Consider the following 13,563-nt stretch of genomic DNA (forward strand, 5'->3'; position numbering starts at 1 on the left):
ACAGTCGGTGCGCCGCCGCTTTCGCTACAGTCGCCGGATGTCTTCCGCGCCCAAACTGTCCATGGCCCAGGTGCTCGCCTGCGGCGCCGCCATCGTCACCCTGTCCATGGGCATCCGCCACGGCTTCGGCCTGTGGCTGCAGCCCATCACCCAGGCCCAGGGCTGGACGCGCGAGACCTTCGCCTTCGCCATCGCCATCCAGAACCTGGCCTGGGGCTGCTTCGGCATCTTCGCCGGCATGCTGGCCGACCGCTTCGGCGCCTCCCGCGTGCTGGTCGGCGGCGCCGTGCTGTACGCCCTGGGCCTGGCCGGCATGGCGCTGTCGCCCAACGCGCTGCTGTTCGCGCTGACGGCCGGCGTGCTGATCGGCGCGGCCCAGGCCGGCACGACCTACGCGGTCATCTACGGGATCATCGGCCGGCAGATCGATCCGGCCAAGCGGTCGTGGGCGATGGGCGTGGCGGCGGCCGCCGGCTCGTTCGGCCAGTTCCTCATGGTGCCGGTGGAAGGCTTCCTGATCTCCGGCCTGGGCTGGCAGCAGGCGCTGCTGGTGCTGGCCGCGGCGGTGCTGCTGATCGCCCCCCTCGCCCTGGGCGTGCGCGAGCCGGGCTTCGCCGGCGGCGGCGCCCCGGTGCGCGAGCAGACCATCGCCCAGGCGCTGCGCGAGGCCTTCAGGTACCCCAGCTTCCAGCTGCTGATGGCCGGCTACTTCGTCTGCGGCTTCCAGGTGGTGTTCATCGGCGTGCACATGCCCAGCTACCTCAAGGACAAGGGCCTGTCGCCCCAGGTGGCCAGCTACGCGCTGGCGCTGATCGGCCTGTTCAACGTGTTCGGCACCTACATCGCCGGCTCGCTGGGCCAGAAGCTGGCCAAACGCAAGATCCTGGCGTTCATCTACCTGGCGCGCTCCGTGGCCATTGCCGCCTTCCTGTGGGCGCCGCTGTCGCCGATGTCGGTGTACCTGTTCTCGGCGGTCATGGGACTGCTGTGGCTGTCCACGGTGCCGGTCACCAACGCGGCGGTGGCGGGCATCTTCGGCGTGGCCCACCTGTCCATGCTCAGCGGCTTCGTGTTCTTCAGCCACCAGATCGGCTCCTTCATGGGCGTGTGGCTGGGTGGCCTGCTGTACGACCGCACCGGCAGCTACGACATCGTCTGGTGGCTCGCCATCGCCCTGGGCGTGTTTGCCGCCATCGTCAACCTGCCGGTGCGCGAGGCGCCGATCCGCCGGCAGCCCATGCCCCAGGCGGCATGAGCCGCCCGGCCGTTCCGAAGGCTCATGGCACCGCAGCCCGCAGGGCGGAGGTTGTCCAATGACTCCCATGGCGCCGCGCACCCGCAAGCTGCTGGCCTGGGGCGCGGTCGCGGCCGCCTTGGCGGCGGTGTTTGCCCTGTACACGCAGCCCGCGGTCATGGTGACACTGGCCGACCAGGTCTGGGCCTGCTTCAACTGAACCGATGAAAACCTGCGTGATCACCGGTGCCTCCGACGGCATCGGCGCCGAGATGGCGCGCCAGCTGGCCGCGCGAGGCGGCGTCTCCCTGGTCCTGGCGGCGCGCAATGCCGACAGGCTGGCCGCGGTGGCGGCGCAGTGCGAGCGCGCCGACGCGCCGGTGCTGGCTGTGCCCACCGACGTGGCCCTGGAGGCGCAGTGCCGCGCCCTGATCGACGCGGCGGTGGCGCGCTTCGGCCGGCTCGACGCCCTGGTGAACAATGCCGGCATCTCGGCCCAGGCCCTGCTGGAGCAGGTGCGCGCCGAGGACCTGCACTGGTATGAGGACCTGATGCGCGTCAACCTGTGGGGCAGCGTCTGGTGCACCCACGCGGCGCTGCCGCACCTGAAGGCCGCGCGCGGGCAGCTGGTGGCCGTGTCCTCGCTGGCCGGGCTGGTGGGCGTGCCGGGGCGCACCGCCTACAGCGCCAGCAAGTTCGCCATGACCGGCTTCTTCGAGGCGCTGCGCGCCGAACTCAAGCCGGCCGGGGTGGCGGTCACCATCGCCTACCCCGGCGTGGTGGCCACGCGCATCCGCCACCACGGGCTCAATGCCCGCGGCGAGCCCGCGGGCAGCAGCGGGCTCAAGGAGGACAAGGCCATGAGCGTGGAGGAATGCGCCCGGCTCATCATCCGCGGCATGGACCTCCGCCAGCGCGAGGTGGTGATGACCGCCCAGGGCAGGCTCGGCCGCTGGCTCAAGCTCATCGCGCCGGGCAAGGTGGAAGACCTGGCCCTGGCGGCCCTGAAACACGAAGTCCGGCCCTACTAGGCCCAGGCGCCATGCACGGAACCGAAGCCCCTTCCCCCTGGGTCCAGCGCTGGAGCCACCTGGTGCCGCCGGGCCGGCCGGTGCTGGACGTGGCCTGCGGCCTGGGCCGCCACATGCGCTGGTTCCACGGGCGCGGCCACCCGGTGAGCGGCGTCGACCGGTCGCCCGAGGCGATCGCCGCCGTGGCGCCGCTGGGCGAGGCGGTGCAGGCCGACATCGAGAACGGCCCCTGGCCCTTCGCCAGCCGCCGCTTCGGCGGCGTGGTGGTGACCAACTATCTCTGGCGCGCCCTGCTGCCGGCCATCGTGGACAGCGTGGAGCCCGGCGGCGTGCTGATCTACGAGACCTTCGCGGCCGGCAACGAGACCGTGGGCAAGCCCTCGCGGCCCGACTTCCTGCTGCAGCCGGGCGAGCTGCTGGCGGCCTGCCGCGGCCTGCGCGTCGTGGCCTACGAGGACGGCTTCCTGGCGCCGCCGCGCTTCGTGCAGCGCATCGCCGCCGTGCGGATGGCGGATGAGGAACCCGCGGCCCGGTATGCGCTCTAGTTAGAATCCTGCGTTCCCAACCGTCACCCTCCATGAGACCGATTACTGGCAGCATCGTGGCCCTGGCCACCCCGATGACCGATGACGGCGAGGTGGACTACCCCGGCCTGCGCAAGCTGATCGACTGGCACGTCGCCGAAGGCACCGACTGCATAGGCGTGGTCGGCACCACCGGCGAATCGCCCACCGTCAGCGTCGAGGAGCACCGCGAGATCATCCGCGTGTCGGTCGAGCACGCCGCCGGCCGCGTGCCCATCATGGCCGGCTGCGGCGCCAATTCCACAGCCGAGGCCGTGTCCCTGGCGAAGTTCGCCCGCTCGGTGGGCGCCGACTGCCAGCTGCAGGTCGTGCCCTACTACAACCGGCCCACCCAGCAGGGCCAGTACCTGCACTTCAAGGCGATCGCCGAGGCGGTGGGCGACCTGCCCATCGTGCTGTACAACGTGCCGGGCCGCACCGTGGCCGATCTGCAGCACGACACCGTGCTGCGGCTGGCCGAGGTGCCGGGCATCGTGGGCATCAAGGAGGCCACCGGCAACATCGAGCGAGCGCAGTGGCTGATCCGCGACGTGCCGCGCGGCTTCGCCGTCTACTCCGGCGACGACCCCACCGCCGTCGCGCTGATGCTGTGCGGCGGCCAGGGCAACGTGAGCGTCACCGCCAACGTGGCGCCGCGCCTGATGCACGATCTGTGCGTGGCCGCCATCGCCGGCGACCGCGACCGCGCGATGGAAATCCAGCGCCGGCTGATGCCCCTGCACCGCCACCTGTTCGTCGAGGCCAACCCCATCCCCGTGAAGTGGGCGATGGCGCGCATGGGCCTGTGCGGCCCGGCGCTGCGGCTGCCGATGACGCCGCTGGCGCCGGACCACCAGCCGGTGGTCGAGCAGGCGCTGAAGGCCTGCGGCCTGCTCGGCTGAGCGGCCCAGCTACCAGAGAAACAACCATGATGCATCACGCCAAGTGGGGCCTGCTGGCCCTGTGCGCCGCCCTGGCGGCCTGTTCCGTGCTCGAGGGCGACAGGATCAACTACAAGAGCGCGACCCAGGGTCCCTCGCTGGACGTGCCGCCCGACCTGACCCAGCTGTCGCGCGATTCGCGCTACCAGGTGCCCGGCGGGCCGGTCACGGCCAGCGGCTTCCAGATCGGCCAGGCCGCGCCGTCCATGCCCACCGCGGCCAGCACCGTCGGCGACGTGCGCATCGAGCGCGCCGGCAACCAGCGCTGGCTGGTGATCAACCGCCCGGCCGACCAGCTGTGGAACCCGGTGCGCGAGTTCTGGCAGGAGAACGGCTTCCTGCTCACGCTGGACCAGGCCAACCTGGGCATCATGGAGACCGACTGGGCCGAGAACCGCGCCAAGATCCCGCAGGACTTCATCCGGAACGCGCTGGGCAAGCTGATCGATTCGGTCTACTCCACCTCGGAGCGCGACCGCTTCCGCACCCGCCTCGAGCGCTCGCCCGCCGGCGGCACCGAGATCTACATCTCGCACCGCGGCATGATCGAGGTCTACAACAACCGCGAGCGCGACCAGACCGTCTGGCAGCCGCGCCCCACCGACCCCGAGCTGGAGACCGAGTTCCTGCGCCGCCTGATGGTCAAGCTGGGCGTGCCGCAGGAGCAGAGCAAGGCCCTGGTCGCCACCGCCGCCGCCAAGCCCATCGCCCGCGTGGCCAGCGTCGGCGAGGCGCCCGTAGTGCAGATCGACGAGGGCTTCGACCGCGCCTGGCGCCGCGTCGGCCTGACGCTGGACCGCACCGGCTTCACCGTCGAGGACCGCGACCGCAGCCAGGGCACCTACTTCGTGCGCTACGTGGAACCCAACCCGGACCGGCAGGAGAAGGGCTTCTTCGGCAAGCTGTTCAGCGGCCCGGAGAAGGTGGCCGCGCCGATCAAGTACCGCATCAACCTCAAGAGCGCAGGCGATTCCACCACGGTGTCGGTGCTCAATGCCAACGGCGCGCCCGAGGCCTCGGCCAACGCCCAGCGCATCGTGCAGGTGATCGCCGACGACATCAGGTAAACAGGTGAAACCGGGGCTGGTGGCCGCGCCATCCGCCTCGACCTTGGACGGATGCTTCGTTTCAAAAGCCTGGGCAGCGGCAGCACCGGCAACGCCACCGTCGTGCAGGCGCGCGGCGGCAGCCAGCTGACCCACCTGCTGGTGGACTGCGGGCTGGGCCTCAAGCAGCTGGATGCGCGCCTGGCGGCGGCCGGCATGCTGGCCGAGCAGCTGGACGGCATCTTCGTCACCCACGAGCACGGCGACCACATCGGCTGCGCGCGCCAGTTGGCGCTGCGCGAACGCATCCCCGTCTGGATGAGCCGGGGCACCTACCTGGCGCTGGGCGAACCGGATTTCGGCGGGCTGCTGCGCATCGCGGCGGACGCCGAGCCCATCGACCTGGGGGCGCTGCGGCTGGAGCCCTTCACCGTGCCGCATGACGCGCGCGAACCGCTGCAGCTGTGCTGCAGCGACGGCGCCGTGCGCCTGGGCCTGCTGACCGACCTGGGCCATGCATCGGCCCATGTGATGGACCAGCTGGACGGCTGCCGCACCCTGGTGCTGGAGTGCAACCACGACACCGAGCTGCTGGCCGTGTCGCCCTACCCCGCCTTCCTCAAGCGCCGGGTGGGCGGCGACTGGGGCCATCTGTCCAACGCGGCGGCGGGCGCGATCGCGCAGGCGCTGCACCCGCAGGGCCTGCGCCAGGTGGTGGCAGCGCACCTGAGCGAGCAGAACAACCGGCCCGAGCTGGCGCACCGGGCCATGCTCGATGCGCTGGGCAGCGGCGCCGAGATCCACGTCGCCGACGGCGGCAGCGGCAGCGCCTGGCTGGCGGCCTGACGGCGCGGCGCCACCCAAAGAAAAAGCCACCCTCGGGTGGCTTTTTGCTGGCGCGAGAAGCGCTTACCTTGCGGCGCTGGCGGCGCTGGCAGCCGGAGCGGCGGCCGACGCTGCACCTGCGGGGGCCGAGGCAGCACCCGACGCCGCGCCTGCAGGAGCGGACGCGGCGGCGGCAGCGGAGGCGGCGGCCTCAGGGGCCGGAGCCGGGGCCGGGGCCGGCGCGGCGGCGGGCGCCGGGGCCGGGGCGGGTGCCGGCGCCTCGGTGCGGCCGCAGGCAGCCAGGCCGGCGGCGGCGATCAGCGACGCCAGGAGCAGGGATTTCTTCATGGGGATTCCTTGTGGGGATGCGGTTTTGTCGGAGGGAGCCGGCGGCGCGGACCGCGCGCCGGCTGAACAGGAAGGACGCAGCGCCTCATGCTCAGCCGGAAATTATAGGTGGCGGATGTGTCCTGGCGGCGGCCTGTTCAAAGCCCGAGCGTGCTGGCGGGAAAGGCCGGCGTGCTCTTTTGCAGCCACTCCCGCAACGCCTCGCGCAGCGCCAGGCGCCGCTCCGCCTCGGCACCGCTGTGGCCCACGCAGCGCTCCGGGTCCAGGCGCTGCAGCGCCCAGGCCGGGCTCCAGATGGCGCTGGGCAACTCCAGCACGTCGGCCGAGGGACAGGCCCGCGCCTCGATGATGTGCGACCAGGTGCGACGCCAGGTCACGAAGCGCGCATGCAACCGGATCGCCGGTTCCCAGCGCCGGGCCAGCAGCGTGCAGCGGCGGCCGCTGGCCGACCAGGCCTGCAGCGACTCGGCCACCGCGCGCTCGCCCAGCGGCCAGTCCTCGAACGAGGGATCGCTGAGGATGATCTCGCGCCAGCCTTCGCGCGCCGCGGCGGCCAGCGCGTCGCGCACCTGCTGCTGGAAAGCAATGCGGCCCTCGAAGCGGCCTTGCGGCAGGGGCGGCATCGGCAAGGTGCCCGCCATCACGCCTCCTGCGCCGGGTGCAGCCAGCCGGCTTCGCACCAGCCGCGCAGCAGGTCCTGCGACGCCGCGCTGGCGCGCAGGACCTCGGCCGCGGCCAGGCGGCGGCGGTCGGCCAGCCGGCGCATCAGGGCCGCGTCGGCGCCCGAGGCGCGCCAGCTGTCGCCGTTGACGAAGACATGCCGCGCGTCGTAGAGCATGCGCGTGCGCGCATCCAGCGCGACGGCGCCCAGGCGGCGCGGCGGCCGCTGCGCCTCGAACCAGACCTGGGCCTTGGGCTCGGTGAGGTACTCGCCCAGCGCCCGGTCCAGGGCGGCGGGGGTCTTCAGCGCCGCGGCCACGGCCGCCTGCGCGAAAGCCGCCAGGGCTGGCGGGATGGCGCCCGGCGTGGCGGTCGCCGGCTGCGACGGGTCCCGGTACAGGCCCTGCGGGGCCGCGTCGCCGGGCTCCTCCGCCAGGCGCTGCAGCAGCTCGCGCGCCAGCTCGCCCTGCGCCGGCGAGCGGAAGCCGATCGAGTAGGTCTGGCACTCGCCTTCGGCGATGCCGTCGTGCGCATAGCGCGGCGGCAGGTACAGCATGTCGCCCGGCTCCAGCACCCACTCCTGCTCGGGTTCGAAGCGGGCCAGGATCTTCAGCGGCGCGCCGGGCTGCAGCGCCAGGTCGCGCTGGCGGCCGATGCGCCAGCGCCGCCGCCCCTGGGCCTGCAGCAGGAACACGTCGTAGCTGTCGAAATGCGGGCCCACGCCGCCGCCGTCGGTGGCGTAGCTGATCATCAGGTCGTCCAGCCGCGCCTCGGGCACGAAGCGGAACTGCTGCAAAAGCGCGTGCACGCCCGCATGGTGCAGGTCCACGCCCTGCACCAGCAGCGTCCATTCCGGGCGCGAGCGCGGCGGCAGGGCACGGCGCGTGAACGGCCCGCGGCGCAGGCGCCAGTCCCCGCCCCTGCGCTCGACCAGCCGCGACTCGACCTCCTCGCGCGCCGCCAGCCCGAACAGCGCATCGCGCTCGACCACGGCCTGCATGGCGGGGACGGCGCCGCGGATCAGCAGCGGCTTGCGCTGCCAGTGGCGGCGCATGAACTGCGCGGGCGTCAGGCCGCCCAGCAGGGTGATGGGTTGGTCTATGTCCATGGAAGAGATGTCAGCTGCGACAATTCTCCCCCATGGAAATCAAGGATCAATGCGTGGTCGCGCTGACCTGGACGCTCAAGGACACGCTGGGCGACACCCTGGACGTGCTGGAATCGCCGGTGGAGTTCCTGGTCGGCGGCGAGGACCTGCTGGCCAAGATCGAGGAGGCCCTGCAGGGCCACGAGCCGGGCGACCGCATCGACCTGCACCTGGAGCCGGAGGAGGCGTTCGGCGACTACGACGAGCAGCTGGTCTTCCTGGAGCCGCGCCCGCTGTTCCCGGCGCAGCTGGAGGAAGGCATGACCTTCGAGGGCCTGCCGGCGGGCACCAACCCGGACGCACCCAAGGACATCCTGTACACGGTCACCGAGATCTACCCCGAGCACGTGGTGCTGGACGGCAACCACCCGCTAGCCGGCATCGCGCTGCGCCTGCAGCTGAAGGTGGAAGCCGTGCGCGACGCGACCGAGGAAGAGGTCGGCCGCGGCTCCGCCGGCACCGGCTTCTTCCGTGTGAACTAGCGCCGCGGCCTTACGCGCGGTAGATGACGCCGTTCTCCACGCGCACGCGGTCGCCCACGCGCAGGTCGCCGGTGGCGCTGACCTCGTAGGTGCGCATGACGCCCTGGTCGGTCTGCACCGAGATGCGGTAGGCCGCGCCCGCCGCCGTCGCCGGTGCGGGCTGGTTGTTGCGGCCCACCTGGCTGCCGACGGCCGCGCCGCCCACGCCCCCGAGCACCGTGGCCACGTCCCGGCCGCTGCCGCCGCCGATCTGGCGGCCCAGCACCGCGCCGGCCACGCCGCCCACCACGGCGCCGATCACGTTCGGCCGGTTCTGCGTGGTGGCGCCCGCGGGCACGTACTCGATGTTGGTCACGCGGCCGAACTCCAGCGCCGAGGACGCCGTGGCCGGTGCCGGCGCCGGATAGCTGCCGGCCGCCGGGTAGGTGCTGGTGGGATAGCTGCTCGCCGGCTGCGAGGGATAGCCGGCACAGGCGCCCAGCATTGCAGCGGCGATGCCGGCGGCTGCCACGGAAACGAGACGGTGTTGACGCATGGGAATCTCCTTGTCTGTCGGGGCCGCGCCAAGCGACGGCCGTGCCAGCATTTGACGCGGCCCCGCTTCCACGGCCGGGCAGCAGATGCCGCGGCTTGCTGTAGGAGCGGACGGGAGGGTGCGTAGGAGCCGGCCTCAGGCCTTGCCGGTCGAGCCGTAGCCGCCCTCGCCGCGCCGGCTGGGCGGAAATTCGGCCACCACGTTGAAGCGCGCCTGGGCCACCGGCACGATCACCAGTTGCGCCAGGCGCTCCAGGGGCTGCAGCGTGAACGCCGTGGGGCTGCGGTTCCAGGCGCTCACCATCAGCTGCCCCTGGTAGTCGCTGTCGATCAGGCCGACCAGGTTGCCCAGCACGATGCCGTGCTTGTGGCCCAGGCCCGAGCGCGGCAGGATCAGCGCGGCATAGCCCGGGTCCTTCAGCCAGACGGCGATGCCGGTGGGCACCAGCTGCCAGGCGTTGGGCGCCAGGGTGAGCGGCGCATCCAGGCAGGCGCGCAGGTCCAGGCCGGCGCTGCCCGGCGTGGCATAGGCGGGCAGCTGGTCCGCCATGCGCGGATCGAGGATCTTGACGTCGACTTGCATCGCTTGTCCGTAAGAGGTGCGGTCAGGCCGCCGGCCGCAGGCGCCGGGCGATCTGCGCGATCAGCTGCCGCGCCAGCACCAGCTTGGGGCCGGGCGGCAGCGCCTGCTCGCCGTGTTCGTCCACCAGCAGCAGTTCGTTGTCGTCCCGGCCGAAGGCCAGCGGGCCGATGTTGCCCACCAGCAGCGGAATGCCCTTGCGCCCGCGCTTGGCCCGGGCGTGGGCCACCAGGTTCTCGCTCTCGGCGGCGAAGCCCACGCAGTACAGCGCGCCGCTGCGGGCGCGCTCGCCCTGGGCCAGGGTGGCCAGGATGTCGGGGTTCTCGACGAAGCGCACCGCCGGCGGCTGGCCGGAGCCGTCCTTCTTGATCTTGTGGTCGGCCTGCACCTCGGGCCGCCAGTCGGCGACCGCCGCGGTGGCGATGAAGACGTCGGCCTGCCGGGCCCCGGCTTCGCAGGCCTGCAGCATCTGGCGCGCCGACTGCACGTCCAGCCGCGTCACGCCGCGCGGCGTGGGCAGGCTGACCGGGCCGGCCACCAGCGTGACCTGGGCGCCGGCCTCGCGTGCCGCGCGGGCGATGGCGAACCCCATCTTGCCGGACGAGTGGTTGGTGATGCCGCGGATCGGGTCCATGGCCTCGAAGGTGGGGCCGGCCGTCACCAGCACGCGCCGGCCGGCCAGCGCCTTGGGCTGGAAGAAGGCGACGATGTCCTCCAGCAGTTCGGCCGGCTCCAGCATGCGGCCGTCGCCGGTCTCGCCGCAGGCCTGCGGGCCGGCCCCCACGCCCAGCAGGACGGCGCCGTCGGCGGCCAGCTGCGCCATGTTGCGCTGGGTGGCGGGATGGGCCCACATCTCGCGGTTCATGGCCGGCGCGATCAGCAGCGGCACGCGGTCCAGGGGACGCGCCAGGCACATCAGGCTGAGCAGCTCGTCCGCGCGGCCGTGCACCAGGCGCGCCATGAAGTCCGCGCTGCACGGCGCGACCAGGATGGCGTCGGCCTCGCGCGACAGGTTGATGTGCGGCATGTTGTTCGGCTCGCGCGCGTCCCATTGCGAGCCGTACACCGGGCGGCCGGACAGCGCCTGCAGGGTCACCGGCGTGATGAACGCCTGCGCGGCCTCGGTCATCACGACCTGCACCGTGGCGCCGGCCTTGACCAGGCCGCGGCACAGTTCGGCGGACTTGTAGCAGGCGATGCCGCCGGACAGGCCCAGGACGATGTGCTTGCCGGCGAGGTCGTTCATGCGGCGCAATGTAGCAGAGCCCTCGCGGCCATGCGCCGGGGGTGGAGGGCCCCTACCCCACCCGTATAGAATCTCGCTTTACCACCTCCTTTCGGAAGCCCGCTTCCGAGCCGACATGACCAAATTCGTCTTCGTCACCGGCGGTGTGGTGTCCTCCCTGGGCAAGGGAATCGCCTCAGCCTCCCTCGCAGCGATCCTGGAATCGCGGGGCCTCAAAGTCACCCTCATCAAGCTCGACCCGTACATCAACGTGGACCCGGGCACCATGTCGCCGTTCCAGCACGGCGAGGTGTTCGTCACCGACGACGGCGCCGAGACCGACCTGGACCTGGGCCACTACGAGCGCTTCGTCACCACGAAGATGCGCAAGGCCAACAACTTCACCACCGGCCAGATCTACAAGAGCGTGCTGGAGAAGGAGCGCCGCGGCGACTACCTGGGAAAGACGGTGCAGGTGATCCCGCACGTGACCAACGAGATCCAGGAATTCATCCGCCGCGGCGCCGGCGTCGGCATGCCGGGCGAAGTGGACGTGGCCATCGTGGAGATCGGCGGCACGGTGGGCGACATCGAGTCCCTGCCCTTCCTGGAGGCGGTGCGCCAGATGAGCCTGAAGATGGGGCCCAACAACGCCGCCTTCGTGCACCTGACCTACGTGCCCTTCATCGCCGCCGCGGGCGAGCTCAAGACCAAGCCGACCCAGCACACGGTGCAGAAGATGCGCGAGATCGGCATCCAGCCGGATGCCCTGCTGTGCCGCGCCGACCGCCGCATCCCCGAGGACGAGGCCGAGAAGATCAGCCTGTTCACCAACGTGCCGCGCTGGGGCGTGATCAGCATGTGGGACGTGGACACCATCTACAAGGTGCCGCGCGTGCTGCACGAGCAGGGCCTGGACGGCCTGATCTGCGACAAGCTGCGCCTGAACACGCCGCCGGCCAACCTGCGCCGCTGGGACGAGCTGGTGTACGAGGTCGAACATCCCCGGGGCGAGGTCGGCATCGCCATGGTCGGCAAGTACGTGGACCTGTCGGACAGCTACAAGTCGCTCAACGAGGCCCTGCGCCATGCCGGCCTGAAGAACCACGTGCGCGTGAAGATCGACTACGTGGACTCCGAGACCATCACCGCCGACAGCGTGTCGCGCCTGGCCAAGTACGACGCCATCCTGGTGCCCGGCGGCTTCGGCAAGCGCGGCATCGAGGGCAAGATCGCCGCCGCCCGCTTCGCCCGCGAGAACAAGGTCCCCTACCTGGGCATCTGCCTGGGCATGCAGGTCGCCACCATCGAGTACGCGCGCCACGCGGCGGGGCTGCAGGACGCCAACAGCACCGAGTTCGAGCCCCAGACGCCCCACCCGGTGATCGCCCTGATCACCGAGTGGCACGGCGCCGACGGCACCGTCAACAAGCGCGACGAGAAGTCCGACCTGGGCGGCACCATGCGCCTGGGCGCGCAGAGCTCCGACGTGGCCAAGGGCACGCTGGCCCACAGGATCTACGGCGACGTGGTGACCGAGCGCCACCGGCACCGCTACGAGGCCAACGTCAACTACCTCGACCAGCTGCGCCGGGCCGGCCTGGTGATCTCGGCGCTGACCCAGCGCGAGCACCTGACCGAGATCGTCGAGCTGCCCCAGGAGGTGCACCCCTGGTTCATGGGGGTGCAGTTCCACCCCGAGTTCAAGTCCACGCCCTGGGACGGGCATCCATTGTTCAACGCCTTCATCAAGGCGGCGGTGGATCACCAGTCGGCGGGCAACAAGTCACTGAAGGCGGTCGCGTGAAACTCTGCAACTTCGACGTGGGCCTGGATCGGCCCTTTTTCCTGATCGCCGGCCCCTGCGTGGTCGAGTCCGAGCAGCTGCAGCTGGACGTGGCCGGCCAGCTCAAGGAGATCACCTCCCAGCTGGGTATCCCGTTCATCTTCAAGAGCAGCTACGACAAGGCCAACCGCTCCTCGGGCACCAGCTTCCGCGGCCCGGGCATGTCGCGCGGGCTGGAGATCCTGGCCAAGGTCAAGAAGCAGCTGGGCCTGCCCATCATCACCGACGTGCACAGCGAGGCCGAGGTGCCCATGGTGGCGGAGGTGGTGGACGTGCTGCAGACCCCGGCCTTCCTGTGCCGGCAGACTGATTTCATCCGCGCCGTGGCGCAGTCGGGCAAGCCGGTCAACATCAAGAAGGGCCAGTTCCTCGCGCCGCACGACATGAAGAACGTGATCGACAAGGCGCGCGCGGCGGCGCGCGAGAAGGGCCTGCCCGAGGACAGCTTCATGGCCTGCGAGCGCGGCGCCAGCTTCGGCTACAACAACCTGGTCTCGGACATGCGTTCGCTGGCCATCATGCGCGAGACCGGCGCGCCGGTGGTGTTCGACGCGACGCACTCGGTGCAGCTGCCCGGCGGCCAGGGCACCAGCTCGGGCGGCCAGCGCGAGATGGTGCCGGTGCTGGCCCGCGCGGCGGTGGCCGTGGGCGTGGCCGGCCTGTTCATGGAGACCCACCCCGATCCCGCCAAGGCCCTGTCCGACGGGCCCAACGCCGTGCCGCTCAAGCACATGAAGCCGCTGCTGGAGACGCTGCTGGCGCTCGACCGCGTCACCAAGAAGAACGGTTTCCTGGAGGACCATTTCCATGCCTAGCGCCTACATCCTGGCCAACGTCGAGGTCACCAATGCGCAGCAGTACGAGGAGTACCGCAGGCTGTCGACCGTCGCCATGCAGAAGCACGGCGCCGAGGTCTGCGTGCGCGGCGGCAAGGTGGAGGTGCTGGAGGGCGACTGGTCGCCCAAGCGCGTCGTTTTGCTGAGGTTTCCTACAACCGAGCAGGCGCGGGCCTTTTACGATTCGGCCGAGTACCAGGCGGCCAGGGCCGCCCGGCAGGGCGCAGCCGTGATGAGGATGGTCCTCATCGAAGGTGTCTGAGCC

General features: G+C 71.3%; 17 protein-coding genes. 11 read left to right on the forward strand and 6 right to left on the reverse strand.

Translation table 11 applies throughout. The features are described 5' to 3' along the window. Positions 1-37 precede the first annotated feature (37 nt). From RTA_RS13130 to RTA_RS13155, 7 genes are read left to right on the forward strand one after another with little or no spacing between them, the layout of a single operon-like run. Positions 38-1,255 (forward strand): MFS transporter, encoded by a 1,218-nt coding sequence (locus RTA_RS13130; protein ID WP_041675544.1) that lies wholly within the window; start codon positions 38-40, stop codon positions 1,253-1,255. A 58-nt stretch (positions 1,256-1,313) separates the two neighbouring features. Further along, positions 1,314-1,454 carry a hypothetical protein gene (locus tag RTA_RS21010; protein WP_013901897.1) on the forward strand — a complete coding sequence of 47 codons (141 nt, stop codon included), beginning with the start codon at positions 1,314-1,316 and terminating at the stop codon, positions 1,452-1,454. A gap of 4 nt (positions 1,455-1,458) precedes the next feature. Then, complete coding sequence (locus RTA_RS13135) at positions 1,459-2,265, forward strand: SDR family oxidoreductase (protein ID WP_013901898.1); 807 nt, start codon at positions 1,459-1,461, stop codon at positions 2,263-2,265. Positions 2,266-2,276: 11 nt separating this feature from the next. After that, positions 2,277-2,810 carry a class I SAM-dependent methyltransferase gene (locus tag RTA_RS13140; RefSeq protein ID WP_013901899.1) on the forward strand — a complete coding sequence of 178 codons (534 nt, stop codon included), beginning with the start codon at positions 2,277-2,279 and terminating at the stop codon, positions 2,808-2,810. 32 nt (positions 2,811-2,842) lie between these two features. Beyond that, complete coding sequence (dapA, locus tag RTA_RS13145) at positions 2,843-3,730, forward strand: 4-hydroxy-tetrahydrodipicolinate synthase (protein ID WP_041675547.1); 888 nt, start codon at positions 2,843-2,845, stop codon at positions 3,728-3,730. 29 nt (positions 3,731-3,759) lie between these two features. After that, the gene (bamC, locus tag RTA_RS13150) at positions 3,760-4,836 is read left to right on the forward strand and encodes an NlpB/DapX family lipoprotein (RefSeq protein ID WP_013901901.1); all 1,077 of its coding nucleotides are present in this window, start codon (positions 3,760-3,762) and stop codon (positions 4,834-4,836) included. 51 nt (positions 4,837-4,887) lie between these two features. Then, positions 4,888-5,661 (forward strand): MBL fold metallo-hydrolase, encoded by a 774-nt coding sequence (locus RTA_RS13155; RefSeq protein ID WP_013901902.1) that lies wholly within the window; start codon positions 4,888-4,890, stop codon positions 5,659-5,661. 63 nt (positions 5,662-5,724) lie between these two features. On the opposite strand, the gene RTA_RS20365 is transcribed toward RTA_RS13155, so the two are convergent. The 3 genes from RTA_RS20365 to RTA_RS13165 form a co-directional block, all read right to left on the reverse strand. Beyond that, on the reverse strand, positions 5,725-5,988 hold the full coding sequence (locus tag RTA_RS20365; RefSeq protein ID WP_013901903.1) for a hypothetical protein: 264 nt from the start codon (positions 5,986-5,988) through the stop codon (positions 5,725-5,727). Positions 5,989-6,125: 137 nt separating this feature from the next. Continuing rightward, entirely contained in the window at positions 6,126-6,629 is a 504-nt protein-coding gene (locus RTA_RS13160) for a hypothetical protein (RefSeq protein WP_013901904.1), read from the reverse strand. Beyond that, the gene (locus RTA_RS13165; RefSeq protein ID WP_013901905.1) at positions 6,629-7,756 is read right to left on the reverse strand and encodes a cupin domain-containing protein; all 1,128 of its coding nucleotides are present in this window, start codon (positions 7,754-7,756) and stop codon (positions 6,629-6,631) included. Before RTA_RS13165 ends, RTA_RS13160 begins: the two co-directional genes overlap by 1 nt. Before the next feature lie 32 nt (positions 7,757-7,788). Here RTA_RS13165 and RTA_RS13170 point away from each other — a divergent pair, with 32 nt between their 5' ends. Next, complete coding sequence (locus tag RTA_RS13170) at positions 7,789-8,277, forward strand: FKBP-type peptidyl-prolyl cis-trans isomerase (RefSeq protein WP_041675551.1); 489 nt, start codon at positions 7,789-7,791, stop codon at positions 8,275-8,277. A 10-nt stretch (positions 8,278-8,287) separates the two neighbouring features. On the opposite strand, the gene RTA_RS13175 is transcribed toward RTA_RS13170, so the two are convergent. The 3 genes from RTA_RS13175 to coaBC all read right to left on the reverse strand — a co-directional run bounded on the left by RTA_RS13175 (position 8,288) and on the right by coaBC (position 10,637). Continuing rightward, positions 8,288-8,812 (reverse strand): glycine zipper 2TM domain-containing protein, encoded by a 525-nt coding sequence (locus RTA_RS13175; protein WP_041675554.1) that lies wholly within the window; start codon positions 8,810-8,812, stop codon positions 8,288-8,290. 135 nt (positions 8,813-8,947) lie between these two features. Next, on the reverse strand, positions 8,948-9,394 hold the full coding sequence (gene dut / locus RTA_RS13180; RefSeq protein WP_013901908.1) for a dUTP diphosphatase: 447 nt from the start codon (positions 9,392-9,394) through the stop codon (positions 8,948-8,950). A gap of 22 nt (positions 9,395-9,416) precedes the next feature. Beyond that, positions 9,417-10,637 carry a bifunctional phosphopantothenoylcysteine decarboxylase/phosphopantothenate--cysteine ligase CoaBC gene (gene coaBC / locus RTA_RS13185; protein WP_041675557.1) on the reverse strand — a complete coding sequence of 407 codons (1,221 nt, stop codon included), beginning with the start codon at positions 10,635-10,637 and terminating at the stop codon, positions 9,417-9,419. 115 nt (positions 10,638-10,752) lie between these two features. Here coaBC and pyrG point away from each other — a divergent pair, with 115 nt between their 5' ends. From pyrG to RTA_RS13200, 3 genes are read left to right on the forward strand one after another with little or no spacing between them, the layout of a single operon-like run. Then, positions 10,753-12,423: a CTP synthase gene (gene pyrG / locus RTA_RS13190; protein WP_041675559.1), complete on the forward strand. Its 1,671-nt coding sequence runs from the start codon at positions 10,753-10,755 to the stop codon at positions 12,421-12,423. Next, a complete protein-coding gene (gene kdsA, locus RTA_RS13195) occupies positions 12,420-13,277 on the forward strand; it encodes a 3-deoxy-8-phosphooctulonate synthase (protein WP_013901911.1) in 858 nt (285 codons plus the stop codon). The genes pyrG and kdsA overlap by 4 nt, the downstream gene beginning before the upstream one ends. Next, positions 13,270-13,560 (forward strand): DUF1330 domain-containing protein, encoded by a 291-nt coding sequence (locus tag RTA_RS13200; protein ID WP_013901912.1) that lies wholly within the window; start codon positions 13,270-13,272, stop codon positions 13,558-13,560. The genes kdsA and RTA_RS13200 overlap by 8 nt, the downstream gene beginning before the upstream one ends. Positions 13,561-13,563 lie beyond the last annotated feature (3 nt).

Origin of the sequence: Ramlibacter tataouinensis TTB310 (assembly GCF_000215705.1) — a bacterium.
Taxonomy (GTDB): Bacteria; Pseudomonadota; Gammaproteobacteria; order Burkholderiales; family Burkholderiaceae_C; genus Ramlibacter; species Ramlibacter tataouinensis.

Bases quoted from the DNA above. Each gene is read 5' to 3' on its own strand.
- RTA_RS13130 (WP_041675544.1), top strand. From the start codon at position 38: ATGTCTTCCGCGCCCAAACTGTCCATGGCCCAGGTGCTCGCCTGCGGC.
- RTA_RS21010 (WP_013901897.1), top strand. From the start codon at position 1,314: ATGACTCCCATGGCGCCGCGCACCCGCAAGCTGCTGGCCTGGGGCGCG.
- RTA_RS13135 (WP_013901898.1), top strand. From the start codon at position 1,459: ATGAAAACCTGCGTGATCACCGGTGCCTCCGACGGCATCGGCGCCGAG.
- RTA_RS13140 (WP_013901899.1), top strand. From the start codon at position 2,277: ATGCACGGAACCGAAGCCCCTTCCCCCTGGGTCCAGCGCTGGAGCCAC.
- dapA (WP_041675547.1), top strand. From the start codon at position 2,843: ATGAGACCGATTACTGGCAGCATCGTGGCCCTGGCCACCCCGATGACC.
- bamC (WP_013901901.1), top strand. From the start codon at position 3,760: ATGCATCACGCCAAGTGGGGCCTGCTGGCCCTGTGCGCCGCCCTGGCG.
- RTA_RS13155 (WP_013901902.1), top strand. From the start codon at position 4,888: ATGCTTCGTTTCAAAAGCCTGGGCAGCGGCAGCACCGGCAACGCCACC.
- RTA_RS20365 (WP_013901903.1), bottom strand. From the start codon at position 5,988: ATGAAGAAATCCCTGCTCCTGGCGTCGCTGATCGCCGCCGCCGGCCTG.
- RTA_RS13160 (WP_013901904.1), bottom strand. From the start codon at position 6,629: ATGGCGGGCACCTTGCCGATGCCGCCCCTGCCGCAAGGCCGCTTCGAG.
- RTA_RS13165 (WP_013901905.1), bottom strand. From the start codon at position 7,756: ATGGACATAGACCAACCCATCACCCTGCTGGGCGGCCTGACGCCCGCG.
- RTA_RS13170 (WP_041675551.1), top strand. From the start codon at position 7,789: ATGGAAATCAAGGATCAATGCGTGGTCGCGCTGACCTGGACGCTCAAG.
- RTA_RS13175 (WP_041675554.1), bottom strand. From the start codon at position 8,812: ATGCGTCAACACCGTCTCGTTTCCGTGGCAGCCGCCGGCATCGCCGCT.
- dut (WP_013901908.1), bottom strand. From the start codon at position 9,394: ATGCAAGTCGACGTCAAGATCCTCGATCCGCGCATGGCGGACCAGCTG.
- coaBC (WP_041675557.1), bottom strand. From the start codon at position 10,637: ATGAACGACCTCGCCGGCAAGCACATCGTCCTGGGCCTGTCCGGCGGC.
- pyrG (WP_041675559.1), top strand. From the start codon at position 10,753: ATGACCAAATTCGTCTTCGTCACCGGCGGTGTGGTGTCCTCCCTGGGC.
- RTA_RS13200 (WP_013901912.1), top strand. From the start codon at position 13,270: ATGCCTAGCGCCTACATCCTGGCCAACGTCGAGGTCACCAATGCGCAG.